This window comes from Enterococcus sp. DIV0236, assembly GCF_050558525.1.
In the GTDB taxonomy this organism is placed as follows: domain Bacteria; phylum Bacillota; class Bacilli; order Lactobacillales; family Enterococcaceae; genus Enterococcus; species Enterococcus faecalis.
The window spans coordinates 1,713,028-1,729,648 of sequence record NZ_CP187891.1 but is presented as its reverse complement, the minus strand read 5'-3'; the positions used below and the strand labels follow the sequence as shown (position 1 = coordinate 1,729,648).

The following is a 16,621-nucleotide window of genomic DNA, read 5'->3' as shown; positions in this document are numbered from 1 at the left end:
GGCATTTATAATGAGTACAACAACGATTCAAACAATCCAAGAAGCTATTGCTACAGAAAAGGAATGGATAATCCATTTAAGACGTCATTTTCATCAATACCCTGAAGCAAGTTTAAAAGAATATGAAACGATTAAGCGAATTAAAGAAGAACTACTAGCCTTAGCTATTCCTTTTGTAGAAGTAGGGGAAACGGGTGTTTTAGCAACCATTGAAGGAAGTCTTGGCGCTGGCAAAACGATTTTGTTACGTGCAGATATTGATGCGTTGGAATTGCCAGATGCAACAGGTGCTGCCTATGCTTCTAAAAATCCAGGACTCAATCATGCTTGTGGACACGATGGTCATGCGGCAGCATTGCTAGGTGCAGCTAAAGTGCTCAAAAAACATCAGGATACCTTTTCAGGAACGATTAAACTGGCCTTCCAGCCAGCTGAAGAAATTGGTGCAGGCGCTCGACAATTTGTGGAAGGAAATTATTTAGAAGCAATCGACCAAGTGTTTGGGATTCATTTAGATTCCAGTGTGCCGGTCGGAAAATTAGTCGCTACCAAAGGCGCCACCAACGCCTCTTGTGATATTTTTAAAATTGAAGTCAGTGGTCAAAGTAGTCACGTCGCCCAACCACAGAATGGCCGGGATGCTGTTTTAGCAGCGGCCAGTATCGTTGTGGAATTACAAAAAATTGTAGCTCGCGAGATTGATCCTTTAGATTCTGTCGTAGTAGGAATTGGCGTTTTACAAGCAGGAACACGCTATAATATTGTAGCAAACCAGGCAACCATTGAAGGTACTGTTCGAACATTTAGTCAGGAAACGCGCCAATTTGTTTTACAACGAGTCGAAGAAATTGCCCATGAAATTGCCCAGTCTCATCGCACAGAAATTGCTGATTTTTCTGTTTATGCGGCAGCGAATCCATTAATTAATGAAGAACAAGCAACCAACCGTGCACAGCAGGTAGCCAGTGAAATTGTTGGTTTTGAAAATGTTGTGACCGATCATCCTAAAAGTTTAGGGGCGGATGATTTTGCTGATTACTTAGCGGTAATTCCTGGTATCTATGGACGGGTCGGTTCACGAAACCCTGAAAATCCTGCTACTCATTTTGGACACCATCATGAACAATTTGATATTGATGAACGTGCCTTACTTTTAGCAGCAGAGTACCACGTACGCTATGCATTAAACTATTTGTCAGAATAATAGGGATAGGGAGCCGACAAAATGATTGTTTGTGGGCTCCTTTCGTTATAAACCAACGTGGCTTGCTTTCTTGTCATTCTATGGTAGAATACAAGCATAAGAAAGGTGATTCACATGTTTTTTGTTTTAACTGATAAATTAACAAGAAAAGTAGCTCCCGATAGTTTAAGAACAGATGAAGCACTGTTGTGGAGCCGAGCAATTAATTTCTTCATCGCTTGATAGGACATTTTTTGACTAGAAAAGCTAGTCTTATTTGAGTGTACGTACAAGCGGTTGTCGGGATTTCTGTCAGGATGGACGACGTGCAGACGTGGTTCTTTTTTTGTTGTCCCAAAATAATCAGTTAACAAGAAAGAAGTGACGAAAATGAGTATTTTAACTATTGAACATTTAACGCATCGATTTGGCGAAAAGGTCTTGTATGAAGAGGCCTCATTGCAAGTGAATAAAGGGGATCATTTAGGCTTAACTGGCCAAAATGGTGTCGGCAAATCCACCTTAATTAAAATTTTAACGGGGGAAGTATTGCCAGACGAAGGAACGATTCAGTGGCAAAAAAATTGCAAGATTGGGTACTTGGATCAGCATGTTTCTGTAGAACAATCACTAACGATGGTTGATTTTTTGAAACAAGCCTTTCAAGAACTTTTTGATAAAGAAGCGAAACTGACAAAACTTTATGAAGAATACAGTCAAACGGCTTCGGAAAAACTTTTAGAACAAGCAGGCAAGTTACAAACAGATTTAGATGAAAGTAATTTTTACCAAATCGACACGATTATTCAGGATTTAGCCAATGGGTTAGGACTACAAGCAATTGGTTTGGATAAAAAGTTAGGGGAGCTAAGCGGTGGTCAACGTTCAAAAGTGATTTTAGCAAAATTATTGTTAGAGGCCCCTGATGTGTTACTTTTAGATGAACCCACCAACTATTTAGATGATACACATATTCAATGGCTTGTTCGCTATCTGAATAATTTTGAAGGAAGCTTTCTATTAGTCTCCCATGATTATCAATTTTTAAATGAAGTGACGAATTGCATCGCAGACATTGAGTTTGGCAAGTTAACCAAATATACTGGAAATGTAGAAAAATCTTTTGCACAAAAAGAGCAGAATAAACAAACCTATTTGAAACAGTATCAGGCCCAACAAGAAAAAATTGAAAAAATGGAAGCCTATATTCGTAAATACAAAGCTGGAAATCGAGCAACGATGGCTAAAAGTCGACAAAAACAATTGGACCGGTTGGAACGATTGACTCCGCCAGGTTCCTTGACTAAGCCAGCGATTGAATTTCCTTACCAAGGGTTAGTTGCAACGCAAGCACTAACGACCCAGAAGTTAGTTGTCGGCTATCGGGAACCTTTGTTAGAACCGTTAGATTTAATGGTTCATGTCGGTGAAAAAGTCGCATTGAAAGGCTTTAATGGGATTGGCAAATCAACATTAATTAAAACGTTGACGAAAGTGATTCCTTCATTAGATGGAGAATTTCATTATCCGCTGAATACAAAAATTGCTTATTTTACCCAAGACTTGGCGTGGCCTAATGAGCAGTTAACGCCGCTAGACTATTTATCAGATCGTTTTCCAGATACAACGATTAAAGAGCGAAGAAGTCATTTGGCTAGGGCAGGTTTACCAGATAAGTTAGCAATGCAGTCGCTAGCCCTGTTAAGTGGTGGTGAGCAAACAAAAGTAAAACTAGCGGAACTAATGATGCAAACTAGTAATTTGTTATTTTTAGATGAGCCAACCAATCATATTGATGAAGCGGCCAAAAAAAGTTTACAAGAAGCAATTCACGTTTACCCAGGAACGGTTTTTCTGGTTTCCCATGAAGCAGATTTTTATGAGGAAATTGTGGATCGAGTAATTGATATTGAGGAATTAGTTAAATAAAGAAGAAAGAACCAAGTTGAGGGGGAGTCAACTTGGTTCTTTCTTCTTTATTATTTATTTACTCATTAAGCCATCATGGATTTTTGTTAAATTCCAGTTCATCATGCTGTAGTACGTATCGCCTTCTGTTCCTTCTTTGGCAAGGGAGTCTGTGAAAAGTGTATCGTAAATTGGTCGTTTCACTTCTTTTGAGACCCGTTCCATACTACGTTTATCGACACTGGTTTCAACAAATAACACAGGTGCTTTTGATTTCTTAATAGTATCAATAATCGTGGTCATTTGTTCAGGTGTTCCTTGGCTTTCTGTGTTAATTTCCCAAATATAAGCGGCATTTAAATCATAAGCTTTGGAGAAATATTTAAAGGCACCTTCACTTGTAACTAATAATTTTTTATCATCAGGAATATCAGCAAATTTAGCTTTGGCTTCCTCATGTAGTTTGCTAAGTTTTTCGGTATAATTTTTCGCGTTTTCTGTATAGAAATCTTTATTTTTTGGATCTTTTTCTACTAACACGTCACGAATGTTTTCTACATATTTAATGCCATTTTCAATGTCTAACCAAGCATGCGGATCTTCTGTTTGTTCTTGACCGGCACTTGTTAAATATTGTGGCGTAACATTTTTGCTTGTAGAAAAGTAATCTTTATTCTCAACTTTTTTGGCCGTTTTCATTAATTTGTTAAACCAGCCATTTCCGCCTGTTTCTAAGTTCAAGCCGTTAAAGAATAAAATGTCCGCTTCAGAAGCTTTCGCAATGTCTTCTGGTAACGGTTCATATTCGTGAGGGTCTGTCCCAATTGGCACAATACTATGCAGCTCAATTTTGTCTTGCCCAACATTTTTCACTAAATCAGATAGGATCGAGTTCGTTGTCACAATTGCTAATTTTTCTTTCTTTTCAGCGGCTTGATTCCCGCAAGCAGCTAACGTTAACCCTGCTAAAAGTGTTAAAAAAAATAAACTAAATTTTTTCATTCGTTGATTCCTCCATTTCTTTCTCACGGTTTACAAATACTAGGCCTTTCTTTGGTGAGAAAAAGAAAGCCAATAAAAAGAATAAGGCGGCGGTTAAAACAATCGTCGCACCAGAAGCTAAGTTATAAGAATAACTGAAGAATAGGCCAATCACTGAACTTAAAATCCCAAAAGTAGAGGCTAAGCCAATCATTGTCGGTAAGTGATTTGTTAATAGATAAGCTGTTGCCGCTGGTGTAATCAGCATGGCAATGACTAAAATAGTTCCGACGGTTTGCAAAGAAGAAACAGCGACTAATGTTAGTAAAAACATCAATGCATAGTGGAAAAATTGAATATTTAAACCATAAGCCTGAGCCATTGTGGGATCAAAAGAAGTGAGTTGCAACTCTTTATAAAACAATGCCACAAAAATCAAAACAATCACACCGACGACACAAGTAATTAAAATATCGGTATCTGCGACCGCTAATACATTTCCAAACAGAATATGATATAAATCGGTGGAACTTTTTGCAAAAGAGATAAAAATAATCCCTAAAGCAAAAAAAGAACTAAAGACAACACCAATGGCAGTATCATTTTTTAGTGGACTTTTTTGGGTAATAAAGCCGATCGATAATGCAGCTAATAAGCCAAAAATAGAAGCGCCAAAAATATAATTGAAACCAAACATATAAGAAACAGCGACCCCTGGTAAAACAGCATGTGAAATCGCATCACCCATCAAAGACATCCCACGTAAAATAATGAATGAACCAATTACCCCTGAAATGAGTCCGACAATTACAGACGTCAAAAGGGCATTTTGTAAAAATTGATAACGGAATAAACCATCAATAAATGCAGCAATCATTTTGCAACCCCCTGTATTAATAAATCACCGTATGCTTCTTGGAGCGTTTCTGCAGTAAACGTTTGTTCAACAGGACCCGCAGCAATTAGCCGGTTTTTCAAAACGATTAATTCATCAAAATAGTGGGACACTTTGTGCAAATCATGGTGAACAATGATAATCATTTTACCTTGATTTTTTAATGATTTAAGAATATCCATAATCACTTTTTCACTAGACATATCAATGCCGACGAAAGGTTCATCTAAAAAAATCACCTCAGCACCTTGGGCCAAAACACGGGCGATAAATACACGTTGTAATTGGCCACCAGAAAGTTCACCAATCTGGCGTTGCGCATAGTCTTCTAATTGCACCATTTTTAATGCAGCCATGGCTGCTTGCTTTTCTTTCTTTCCTGGGCGTTTTAATAGTCCCAAGTTTGGATAGGTTCCTAGCAAGACCGTTTCAAAAACGCTAATTGGGAAACTAAGATCCAAGGCGCTACGTTGTTCTACATAGGCAATGGTTGTTTTTTGTTGGTCAATCGCTTGATTATTTAACAAAACATTACGTTCCTTTGTTTTAATCAAGCCTAATAACCCTTTAATAAATGTTGACTTTCCAGCACCATTTGGTCCGATAATTCCAGTAATTTTACCGGAGGGAATAGTAACGTGGATATTATTTAAAGCGGTCCGTCCTTGATATTGAACGGTTAACGCTTGAACAGCTAAGTTAAAGCTTTTTCTCATGAAATTCCTCCTTTTTAGGTTTGCCTTAAAATCAGTATAAGGGATAGTTTAAGAAAATGCAAATAATTTTTAGGCACGCCTAAATACAAGCGCTTTTTTCACAAAGAAAACCGTTTCTTTCAATAAATTAAGGAGGATCCCATGATTTTTATGACAAAAAATGGTAGAATATGAATGAAAACGACTATTATTTTATATTGACGGAGGATATCATGACCGAAAACTATCAAGATGACACCTTACGCATCTTCAGTTTAAATGCAAATCGACCACTTGCTGAAAAAATCGCAGCATCAGTAGGAACAGAATTAGGAAAAAGCACCGTGCGCCAATTTAGTGATGGCGAAATTCAAATTAATATTGAAGAAAGTATTCGTGGCGATCATGTCTACATCATCCAAGCAACGAATGCTCCTGTAAATGATCATTTGATGGAATTGCTTATTTTAATTGATGCATTAAAACGTGCTAGCGCAAAAACAATTAATGTTATTTTGCCTTACTATGGTTATGCTCGCCAAGACCGCACAGCGAAACCAAGAGAGCCCATTACTGCGAAATTAGTTGCTAATATGTTGGTAGAGGCAGGCGCAACACGTTTGTTGACATTAGACTTGCATACTGTTCAAGTCCAAGGATTTTTTGATATCCCAGTAGATAATTTATTTACAATGCCTTTGTTCGCTCATTATTATCGTCAACAAGCATTAGTAGGGGAAGAAATTGTGATTGTTTCGCCTAAAAACAGTGGCGTTCAACGCGCACGTAGTTTATCGGAGTACTTAGATGCGACCTTAGCAATTGTCGACCATGAAGAGATTGATGGGGTGCGCCAAGAAGGTTACGTTATTGGGAATGTCGCTGGGAAAAAATGTATTCTTGTTGATGACATTTTGAATACTGGTCAAACGTTAGCCACAGCGGCGGAAGTTTTAATGAAAAATGGTGCGCAAGAAGTGTATGCTTGCGCCTCGCATGGTTTGTTATCAGAAGGCGCAAAAGCAACCTTAGAAAATGCGCCAATTAAGGAAATTAGTATTACTGACTCTGTTTATACGACAACAGACCGCCAACCAGCAACCTTGAATATTATTTCTTGCGCTGAGTTAATGGGGGAAGCGTTACTTCGTATTCATGAAAATAAACCAATGAGTCCATTATTCCGTTTAGAACCAAAAGGAGAATAAGTGATTCCTTAAACTAGAAATAGGTCTAACAACTTTAATAGTGTTGGGCCTATTTTTCTTATCTCTTTTATAAATAGAAGAGAAAGTATTCTGATTTTGTGTTTTAAGCTTTTTATGCTAGAATAACGCCAGAACATAAGGAAAGGGACGAGTCATTTGGAACCCATTTATTTAGATCATGCGGCAACAACACCGCTTCATCCAACGGTCATTCAAGCGATGACTGAAAATATGCAAACGACTTTTGGCAATCCATCAAGTATTCATCAGTTTGGACGAAAGGCACACGGTCTTCTGGAAGAAGTGCGTCAAACGATTGCCGAGAGCTTACAAGCCAAACCCCACGAAATTATTTTTAATAGTGGTGGCACAGAAGGGGATAACACAGCCATCTTGGCAGTTGCTTTTTCTCGTCAAAAGGAAGGAAAACATATTATTACTACGGCAATTGAACATCCCGCTGTGTTACGAACGATGGAATACTTAGAAACGTTAGGCTTTGAAGTGACTTACTTACCTGTGAATGAAAATGGTCAGATTTCAATGGATCAATTCAAAAAGTCTTTACGCGAAGAAACGATCTTGGTTTCAATGATGTATGGCAATAATGAAATTGGAAATCGATTACCAATTGCTGAAGTTGGTGCAATTCTTAAAAATCATTCGGCGATTTTTCATACAGATGCCGTCCAAGCTTATGGAAGTGAAGTCATTTTACCTCATGAATTAGGGATCGACTTATTAAGTATTTCCGCTCATAAAATCAATGGTCCAAAAGGCGTAGGTTTTTTATTTAAAAGCGATGCAATCCAATTACCACCTCTTTTACATGGTGGGGAACAAGAAGAAAAACGACGTGCGGGCACGGAAAACTTAGCTGGAATTATTGGCATGGGTACTGCCGTTTCATTACTAACTTCTGCAGAAAAGCAAGCAAGAAAAACAGCCTATCAAAGTTTTCAAATGATTATTTTAAAAGCGTTAGAAGAAGCCAATATTGATTTTTCAATTAATGGTGAACCAACCAATCGTTTAGCGCATGTCTTAAATCTTCATTTAAAAGGAATTCCCAGTGATTTGCTCTTAATGCATTTGGACTTAAGAGGTATTGCGATTTCAACAGGCTCGGCTTGTACAGCGGGAACTGTGGATCCTTCGCACGTGTTGACAGCGATGTATGGAGAAAATTCCTCAGCTATTAAAGAATCAATCCGGATTAGTTTTGGCTACGGGAACACACCAGAAGAAATTGCGACTTTTTCTGAAGTACTAGTTGCAGTGATTCAACAATTGAAAAAATAATCTGATTGCGGCAGCTACGGGTTTTCGCTATAATGAAGATAACAATGAAAATAATGAGGTGGAACCCATGGCATTTACAACAACGGCTGCTGTTGAAGGCTCAACAGTTTTTTACAAAGTACATCCTAGTGCAAAACGCTATACATTAAAAGATAACGGCTTTACTGAAACAAAATCAGGGAACTTTCAATTGATTCGTTCCTTAGATCCAACGCCTCAGAGAAATGAAGGCTTCAAATTGAAAATTACGATCACTGCTGATCTAAAAGAGTTGAAAATGTCCATTACAACGGCAAATGGTTTAAAACCAATGAATATTTTCAAGAATGAACAACATGAAATGAGTAAAGAAAAATACTTTTTCTTAATGGATGGCTTAATTAGCCGTGGTGTATTAGAGAAAGTAGAATAATTTAGAGAAACCTGAAGAAACAAGTGAAAGTAGCTTGTTCCTTCAGGTTTTCTGTTTATTTGAAAGCAACAGCTTGTTGGCTGTGTCTTTGTTCCAAGTATTTTCTCATTATACGCCCGGCTTGCTTTACTTATTTCAAAAAAATAGTATAATGAAAAGCACTGAAAAGTTACGACCTTCAAATCGTGGATGATTTCAGAATCTAATTGAAATGATGGTGATAAAATGGCAGATAACAGCAAAACGCGTGTCGTGGTAGGCATGAGTGGCGGTGTCGATTCATCTGTCACAGCGTTGCTTTTAAAAGAGCAAGGCTATGATGTAATTGGGATCTTTATGAAAAATTGGGACGATACAGACGAAAATGGTGTCTGTACCGCAACTGAGGACTATAAAGATGTCGCAAAAGTAGCGGATCAAATTGGGATTCCGTATTATTCGGTCAATTTTGAAAAAGAATATTGGGACCGTGTGTTTGAATATTTTTTAGCAGAATATCGGTTAGGACGGACACCAAATCCAGATGTCATGTGTAATAAAGAAATTAAATTTAAAGCATTCCTAGATTATGCTATGCAACTAGGCGCTGACTATGTTGCAACTGGCCATTATGCACAAGTAGAAACGGATGAAAATGGCGTAGTGCATATGTTACGTGGAATTGACAATAATAAAGACCAAACCTATTTTTTAAGCCAATTATCACAAGCCCAATTGGCAAAAACAATGTTTCCGTTGGGTGGCATGGAAAAGTCAGAAGTTCGTGCAATTGCTGAACGTGCTGGATTAGCCACAGCCAAGAAAAAAGACTCAACGGGCGTTTGTTTTATTGGTGAAAAGAATTTCAAAGAATTTTTGAGTAATTATTTACCAGCTAAAAAAGGCAACATGGTGACAGAAGATGGCGAAATCAAAGGACAACATGATGGTCTGATGTATTATACTATCGGTCAACGCCAAGGCTTAGGAATTGGTGGCGGCGGTAAAACACAAGAACCATGGTTTGTGATTGGGAAAGATTTAACTACCAATACATTATATGTGGGACAAGGATTTCACCATGAAAAACTATATGCAACACATTTAGAAGCTAGTGAGGTTCATTTTACTGTTGATACGCCAATGCCAAAAGAGTTTGACTGTACGGCTAAATTCCGTTATCGTCAAGCAGATATTCCAGTGCATGTTTCCTTATCTGAAGATGGCACAAAAGCAACCGTTACGTTTAAGGAACCAGCGCGTGCAGTCACTCCAGGTCAAGCTGTTGTTTTTTATGATGGGATGGAATGCTTAGGGGGCGGCTTAATTGATCGCGCCTACCAAGATGAAAAAGAACTACAATACGTCTAAAAAGTTTCACGAGTTGTGAAACAAAAAGCGTATAGTTAACCAAATGAAAAGCGGATATGCTGGTCGTAAAACCAGTAAATATCCGCTTTTCTTTTTTGTTTTATATGCCTATTTTTTTTAAAATAAGAAAAAGAGAAAAATTAAAAATTCAAATTGTGGATAACTTTTCTGTGTATAACTTAGTCATCATTTTTCTCTTTTTTTAATTCGGCGGTGCTTCGACGAACCCATAGAAGGTTAAGGAGAACCAGACAAGAAGTGGAAATAAAGACCCCACGATAACCGAAAGCGGCAGATACGCTTGAACCAATCATAGGACCAATCACATTTCCTGTCGCTTGGAAAGATTGATTGTAACTAAAAATGCGACCTGCAGCGTCACTTGGGGAATAACGAGTGATCAACGTTTGAACAGCTGGTAGTAAACAGGCATCGGAAATCCCAACTAAGAAACGAAGCATAGCAAGCTGCCAGACATTTTGAACAAAGGCCATTGGTAGATAAACGAAAATGGCTAAAATTAAGCCAATTGTCAAGATGCGTTCACTGCCAATACGATCGCCTAACCGGCCGAAACGAGGGGCGGCTATTAACGTTGCAATCCCTGGAATAGAAGCAATGACTCCGCTAATTAAGGTGACATTTCCGTGACCACCCAACAATTGTTGAATATATAAACTGATGATGGGACTAATTGAATTATTGGAAGCTTGAATGATTAATGTCGTAATAAACATTCCAAGAATCACGTGGGGATGTTCTAGTTTTTTTAAAATTTGTTTCCCAGATGCGGCTTGATTTTTTTCAATTGGCACAAACTCTTCATGGACAAAGACGAGACTCAAAACAAAAACGAGTAATAAAATCGTACCAGTAATGAAAAAGGTTGGCCGATAACCGAAAATAGACGCAGTGACACCGCCCAAAAGAGGACCAAGCAACGTGCCGGTAACAGAACCAGTGGCTAAAGTACCAAGCACTTGACCGCTTTTTTCCTTAGGTGTGCCTGTAGCAACTAACGCAGTCGCATTACTGATATAACCAGAAAAAACACCTTGTAATAAGCGTAAGCCAATCAATTGATAAACACTTGTGACTGCGCCCATTAAACTAATGACGATAGCCATCCCTAATGAAGCGCGTAATAACATTAACTTGCGTCCTTTTCGGTCGGCTAAACGGCCCCACCAAGGTGAAACAATGGTTGTGACTAAAAAAGTGGAAGAGAACGTGATTCCGCTCCAAAAATTCAATTGTTGGTGGGTAAAAGTACCTAATGTGTTGATATAAAGAGGCATAAATGGCATCACTAAGCTAAAGCCAATACCAGCCATAAATGTGCCAAACCATAAAACGAGCAGATTTTTTTCCCAAGGTTGTCTTGGACGGAAAATTTTACTTTTAATTAATTCATACATTCTATTTCCTCACTTTCTAGTAAAGAAATTCAAATTTGGCTTTGGCGAGTCGTTGATCATTCAATGCTTGATGCAATTCATTCGCAAAAAAGCCTTCTTTTAAATTTAGTGGATTTTTTGTAGCGTACACATATAACGTATAGGTGTGCACACCAGAGCGAGGGCTTAACCCCAGATAACGTTCGGTTAACTCAGGTAACGTTTCAGTGGCAAGCGCAGGAATCATCTGTTTCCCCAAAGGAGAAGCAAGACTATTTTTTCCTTGAATGGTTGGCTTGAGTGCTGTTCGACTAAAGTCTTCAGGAATCTCATTGGTTACAGGAACATTGGCAGCTAACCAATGAATAAAAGGGAAACCAATTAGAGGAATCGTGTCATAATCAATTAATTCCCAGGATAAATAACGGGCTTCTTTAGGAATGGCCGCTAAAGAAATAGGAAAAGATAAAATAGGACGTTCGTGTAATAAAAATTCTGCACTGGTTCGTTTGCCATAACGATCGGCCAAATGAGAACGGTTGGTAATATGCATGCCAAACAGCCTTCTTTCAAAAATAATGTTTACAAATTATTATTATAAACTATAATTTATAGTTTAAAAAGAGTCAATAGATATGATAAACTAATACTTGTCCAAAATTTAAGAATTGGAGGCGTCAGAAAGATGGCAAAAAAACGGAATTTAACGAAAGCCAAAATCCTTGAAAGTGCCCGCAATCTAGCGGAAGAATTGGGCGTTCAACAATTAACCTTTCAAAATTTAGCCGTTGATTTAGGCATCAAGTATCCTTCACTCTATAATCACTTTAAAAATATTGCTGAAGTAAAAAATGCTCTAGTGGACTTGTTAATTCAAGAATTAAATGATGCATTGCGAAGAGCCTTAGTGGGTAAGAGTGGCGCAGAAGCAATTCGGATATATGCTGAAACGTACCAACAATTTGCTTTTGAAAATTCTGCAGTCTATGAATTACTTATCAGTGTGCCGAAAACGCAAAACCAACAATTAATTGAAGGCATCCATGAAACCAATCAAATTATCTTACAACTTTTAGCTTTTTATCCATTTAATAATGAAGAACGACTGCATAAAAGTCGAGAATTACGTAGCTTAATCCATGGTTATATTACCTTACGTTTTTTAGGTTATTTTCAACGCGAAGAAGCCACGCCGGAAGAAAGTTATCGTCGCATGATTGAAGATTTTATTGCTTCTTTAGAAGTAGCAGGATAAAATAAATTTCAAAAATTTCTCAGTCCGAAACCAAATCCTTGCAACTTTTTCAGAAAGTGACTATGATACCTACAGTAGCAAAAAAAGGAGCGGTTCAATGTATCAAGTAATTACAATGTATGGCGACAATGAACCTTGGTGGTTTTTTGATGATTGGCAAGAGGACATTGTTCAAGAAAAAACCTTCGATAACTTGACCGATGCAGAGACATATTATGTGGAAGTTTGGCAAAAACTTTCTCAGAATTATACATACGTCAACACAAAGCCTAACTATTTAACGGCTTTCTGGAATGATGGGGAAGAACGCTGGTGTGAAGAATGCGATGAAGATTTACAACAATACTTCGGTTTAGCATTACTAGAAAATCATCATGCGGTTACTTTTGAAAATAAAGCTGAGTTTACCACAATATCCAATCATTTTGGCAAAACAAAATTCTGCAAACGGAAAGTTATTTGAAACGCATGAGTTTAAAGAAAAACCTCAGGGAATTTTCTTTAAACTCTTTTTCTATTCTCGGAATTTAGAGAAAATCGAGCTAATATTTGGTATAATACGAAAAGATAGCACTCAAAAAGGAGCGAAACTAGTGGTTGCAAAACAATTAATTATTGCCGAAAAACCTAGCGTAGCAAAAGATTTAAGCCGCGTTTTAGGAGCAAATCAAAAAAATAAGAATTATTATGAAGGACCCAACGTGATTGTCACCTGGGCTTTAGGCCATCTCTTAGGACTAAAAATGCCAGAAGATTTAAACAAAGAATGGCAAACGTGGCAAATGGAAACTTTACCGATGATTCCTAAGAATTTAGGGATTAAACCGTTACCGAAAACGGGACATCAATTAAAAGCGATTAAACAATTAGCCAATCGTAAAGATGTTTCTGAAGCCGTGATTGCCACCGATGCTGGTCGTGAAGGTGAATTAGTGGCCCGCTGGATTTTAGAATATGTCCGTTTTAACAAACCAGTCAAACGCTTATGGATTTCATCTCAAACAGACAAAGCCATTAAAGACGGGTTTAAGAAAATTCGCCCAGCGAAAGACTACGATAATTTGTATTACTCTGCCTTGGCGCGCGCAAAAGCTGACTGGTTAGTTGGGCTAAACGTCACACGGGCGTTGACAGCGAAATATCAAGATAACTTATCCGCAGGTCGTGTTCAAACACCAACTTTAGCAATGGTACGCCAACAAGAAAAAACGATTGAACAATTTAAGCCTCAAACTTATTTTACTATCTCGTTATCTGTTGAATCAGAAAAAGCAAAGATGACCCAAAAAAATCCATACGCTTTAAAAGAACGGCAGGAAGCAGAACAATTAGTCAAAGAACTCTCAAAACAAAAGGGCTTAGTTACCGATATCCAAGAAAAAGTTAAAACAGAAAATGCGCCGTTACCATATGATTTAACCGAAATCCAGCGTGAAGCCAATCAGCGATTCCAATTTTCTGCAAAGAAAACGTTGTCTCTTGTGCAAAGTTTATACGAAACCCATAAAATTGTTTCCTATCCTCGAACTGACAGCAAATATCTAACGACGGATATGAAAGGAACGATGAAAGAACGACTTCAAGCCATTGCTGATTTTTCACCAGAAGTGAAAGGCTACCTTAAAAATGGGGCCGTTGTTAAACAACAAAAAGTTTTCCAAAATGCAAAAGTCACGGATCACCATGGGTTGATTCCAACTGAACAACGTCCTCGTTATGAAAAACTAAGTAATGATGAACAAAAAATCTATCAAATGATTGTTCAACGATTCTTAGGTTTGTTTGCTGAGCCAAACCAAACAAAACAAACAAAAGTTACAGTCGCTTTTGGAAAAGAAACATTTGTCTTTCATCAAAATAAAGTAGTTGTTGCTGGCTGGAAAACAACAGCCGAACAGCCGCTGTCCATTGTCCAATGGCAAAAAGGCATGACCGTTGCGCCAAACTTTACCATTAACAAAGAATTAACGTCGCCGCCAAAACCATTAACCGAAGGAACGTTGTTAGGAAAAATGGAGAAACACAGTTTAGGCACACCGGCAACGCGAGCTGAAATCATTGAAAAACTGATTAAATCAGAATTGATGGAACGAACCAATAGCGGTTTAAGTGTCTCTGCCAAAGGAAAGCAACTATTAGACTTGGTGAATCCATCACTTGTGACACCTGAACTAACGGAAAAATGGGAAAAATCGCTCGAAGCAATCGCTTCGGGTCAACAAAAGAGTCAACTTTTCTTAAAGGATATTGAAGAGGATACGAAAAAATTAGTCCGTGAAATTAAACAAAGTGAGAAAAAATATCAAGATTTTTCCATTACGCAAAAAAAATGTCCAGATTGTGGCTCAAACTTACGGGAAAAAAATACGAAAGATGGGAAGATTTACGTTTGTACAAACCAAGAATGTTCTTATCGTCGGCGAAAAGATCCTAAAGTATCCAATCACCGTTGCCCACAATGCCATAAAAAAATGGTCATCATAGAAGGAAAAAATGGTCGTTCTTTCAAATGTAAATTCTGTTCGATTACTGAAAAAATTCCCGATAAAAAAGAACGAAAACAAAAAATGACTAAACATGAAGAACGTCGTTTGATGAAAAAATATTCACAACCAGACGAACCAGAAGAAAGTGCTTTAGCACAGGCCTTAAAAGCCGCTATGAATCAAGAGTAGCGACTTGACGAATGTTGGCTCTAAATAATCAAGTCATCCTTGTTGGTCTTTAGTAAACTTTCAAATAGAAAGAGAGGGACACGGATGCTCGCAAATTTGAATCAAGCAATGGATTATATTGAAGAACATTTAACGGAAGAAGTATCCTTCGATGAATTGGCGAAAAAGACAGGGATTTCTGTTTACCATTTTAAACGAACTTTTTCGTTTATTGCGGGGATGAGTCTGGCTGAGTATATTAAAAAGAGACGTTTGGCGGAAGCAAATTTAGCATTACTTGCTGGTGAAAAAGTGACAGATGTAGCTTTTAAATATGGTTATCAAAGTATTGAAGGATTCTCAAGAGCTTTTCGCGATTGGACAGGACAAGCCCCTTCTGAAGTAATGAAAACACAAATCCAAAAAACGTTCCCTAAATTCTCTTTCTATATTGATATTAAAGGAGGACAATCAATGGATGTTAAATTGATTGAAAAACCAGCGTTTCAAATAGTCGGAGTTAGTCAGAAGGTTCCCTTGCAGTATCAAGGGGAAAATCAAGCAATCATGGAATTAGCACAGCGCATTACACCACAACAACGAGCGGAAATGCATACATTTGATGATGTATATCCTCATCAAGTAGTAAATGCTTCTTTTGACTTTCAAGAGGGACGAACAACAGAAGGTGGAGAAATGACACACATGATTGGCTTTGCCACTTTGCAAGAAAATATCTATGAAGATTTGGAGCAACTAAGCGTACCTGCTCATACATGGGCGGTTTTTCCAAATGAAGGTCCTTTCCCACAAACTTTACAAGAAACCTGGGCAAGGATATTCTCTGAATGGTTGCCTTCATCTGGTTACCAAGTCGTTGCAGCACCAGAAATTTCGTTTACGCAATATCAAGGACCAGCAGAAGCTAAGTATAGTGAAATCTGGCTCGCTGTTACAGCTACTAAATAAAGAAAACCCACCATTGAAAAATGGTGGGTTTTTCCGCCAAGAAGGAGAAAGTTTGGTATAATAAACGTGAAGAAAAAAATCAGACCTTCTAAACTGAAATCTAGCTATGGATAAGTGATGCGACTACGGAATCATGGAGAAAAAATAATTCTCCGAGGTTTTAGAGTCATGTTGTTTAGAATGGTACCAAAACCTGCCAGATTTCAGAGCGGATGAGCTGCCTGTTTTAGAGTCATGTTGTTAAAAAACAAACTATCACCTCAAGCAATCCGTAATTTTCATCACAAGATTAGAATTTTTATCATCAAAGACGAGCTGCTTCAATTTTCGAAAACTAATCAAGTGATAAGTCAAAATGTTGATAGATTGAGATTAGTTCTTCCTTTTTTTAGGAAGGGCTTTTTTTATTGAT

At 37.8% G+C, this 16,621-nt stretch carries 15 protein-coding genes; 10 read left to right on the top strand and 5 right to left on the bottom strand.

All coding sequences use genetic code 11. The features are described from left to right. Positions 1 to 10 precede the first annotated feature (10 nt). Together IGK27_RS08450 and IGK27_RS08445 are read left to right on the top strand one after the other, a co-directional pair. Positions 11 to 1,204: an amidohydrolase gene (locus IGK27_RS08450; protein ID WP_002356951.1), complete on the top strand. Its 1,194-nt coding sequence runs from the start codon at positions 11 to 13 to the stop codon at positions 1,202 to 1,204. Between the two features lie 369 nt (positions 1,205 to 1,573). Further along, positions 1,574 to 3,112, top strand: a complete 1,539-nt coding sequence (locus IGK27_RS08445) for an ABC-F family ATP-binding cassette domain-containing protein (protein ID WP_002362078.1) — start codon at positions 1,574 to 1,576, stop codon at positions 3,110 to 3,112. A gap of 54 nt (positions 3,113 to 3,166) precedes the next feature. On the opposite strand, the gene IGK27_RS08440 is transcribed toward IGK27_RS08445, so the two are convergent. The 3 genes from IGK27_RS08440 to IGK27_RS08430 are packed head-to-tail and all read right to left on the bottom strand — an operon-like array spanning position 3,167 to position 5,683. Further along, positions 3,167 to 4,093 carry a metal ABC transporter substrate-binding protein gene (locus IGK27_RS08440; protein ID WP_002356954.1) on the bottom strand — a complete coding sequence of 309 codons (927 nt, stop codon included), beginning with the start codon at positions 4,091 to 4,093 and terminating at the stop codon, positions 3,167 to 3,169. Next, on the bottom strand, positions 4,080 to 4,949 hold the full coding sequence (locus tag IGK27_RS08435) for a metal ABC transporter permease (RefSeq protein WP_002369145.1): 870 nt from the start codon (positions 4,947 to 4,949) through the stop codon (positions 4,080 to 4,082). The genes IGK27_RS08440 and IGK27_RS08435 overlap by 14 nt, the downstream gene beginning before the upstream one ends. Further along, on the bottom strand, positions 4,946 to 5,683 hold the full coding sequence (locus IGK27_RS08430; protein WP_267589395.1) for a metal ABC transporter ATP-binding protein: 738 nt from the start codon (positions 5,681 to 5,683) through the stop codon (positions 4,946 to 4,948). Before IGK27_RS08430 ends, IGK27_RS08435 begins: the two co-directional genes overlap by 4 nt. Before the next feature lie 212 nt (positions 5,684 to 5,895). Here IGK27_RS08430 and IGK27_RS08425 point away from each other — a divergent pair, with 212 nt between their 5' ends. The 4 genes from IGK27_RS08425 (at position 5,896) to mnmA (ending at position 9,934) form a co-directional block, all read left to right on the top strand. Further along, positions 5,896 to 6,870, top strand: coding sequence for a ribose-phosphate diphosphokinase (locus IGK27_RS08425; RefSeq protein ID WP_002356957.1), 975 nt, complete (start codon positions 5,896 to 5,898; stop codon positions 6,868 to 6,870). Positions 6,871 to 7,026: 156 nt separating this feature from the next. Beyond that, positions 7,027 to 8,172: a cysteine desulfurase family protein gene (locus IGK27_RS08420; protein ID WP_033626658.1), complete on the top strand. Its 1,146-nt coding sequence runs from the start codon at positions 7,027 to 7,029 to the stop codon at positions 8,170 to 8,172. Between the two features lie 67 nt (positions 8,173 to 8,239). Beyond that, complete coding sequence (locus tag IGK27_RS08415) at positions 8,240 to 8,584, top strand: DUF1831 domain-containing protein (RefSeq protein WP_002356959.1); 345 nt, start codon at positions 8,240 to 8,242, stop codon at positions 8,582 to 8,584. A gap of 225 nt (positions 8,585 to 8,809) precedes the next feature. After that, entirely contained in the window at positions 8,810 to 9,934 is a 1,125-nt protein-coding gene (mnmA, locus tag IGK27_RS08410) for a tRNA 2-thiouridine(34) synthase MnmA (protein WP_002362075.1), read from the top strand. 179 nt (positions 9,935 to 10,113) lie between these two features. Here mnmA and IGK27_RS08405 read toward each other — a convergent pair whose 3' ends face one another. Both IGK27_RS08405 and IGK27_RS08400 read right to left on the bottom strand, forming a co-directional pair. Beyond that, positions 10,114 to 11,352 (bottom strand): multidrug efflux MFS transporter, encoded by a 1,239-nt coding sequence (locus tag IGK27_RS08405; RefSeq protein ID WP_002362074.1) that lies wholly within the window; start codon positions 11,350 to 11,352, stop codon positions 10,114 to 10,116. 16 nt (positions 11,353 to 11,368) lie between these two features. Next, the gene (locus IGK27_RS08400; RefSeq protein ID WP_002362073.1) at positions 11,369 to 11,884 is read right to left on the bottom strand and encodes a YbhB/YbcL family Raf kinase inhibitor-like protein; all 516 of its coding nucleotides are present in this window, start codon (positions 11,882 to 11,884) and stop codon (positions 11,369 to 11,371) included. A gap of 132 nt (positions 11,885 to 12,016) precedes the next feature. On the opposite strand from IGK27_RS08400, the gene IGK27_RS08395 reads away from it, so the two are divergent. From IGK27_RS08395 to IGK27_RS08380, 4 genes are all read left to right on the top strand, one after another. Beyond that, positions 12,017 to 12,586 (top strand): TetR/AcrR family transcriptional regulator, encoded by a 570-nt coding sequence (locus tag IGK27_RS08395; protein WP_002356965.1) that lies wholly within the window; start codon positions 12,017 to 12,019, stop codon positions 12,584 to 12,586. Positions 12,587 to 12,683: 97 nt separating this feature from the next. Further along, positions 12,684 to 13,049, top strand: a complete 366-nt coding sequence (locus IGK27_RS08390) for a DUF1033 family protein (RefSeq protein ID WP_002356966.1) — start codon at positions 12,684 to 12,686, stop codon at positions 13,047 to 13,049. A gap of 130 nt (positions 13,050 to 13,179) precedes the next feature. Next, positions 13,180 to 15,261 carry a DNA topoisomerase III gene (locus tag IGK27_RS08385; protein WP_033626659.1) on the top strand — a complete coding sequence of 694 codons (2,082 nt, stop codon included), beginning with the start codon at positions 13,180 to 13,182 and terminating at the stop codon, positions 15,259 to 15,261. Positions 15,262 to 15,345: 84 nt separating this feature from the next. Beyond that, positions 15,346 to 16,209, top strand: coding sequence for an AraC family transcriptional regulator (locus tag IGK27_RS08380; protein ID WP_033626660.1), 864 nt, complete (start codon positions 15,346 to 15,348; stop codon positions 16,207 to 16,209). Positions 16,210 to 16,621 lie beyond the last annotated feature (412 nt).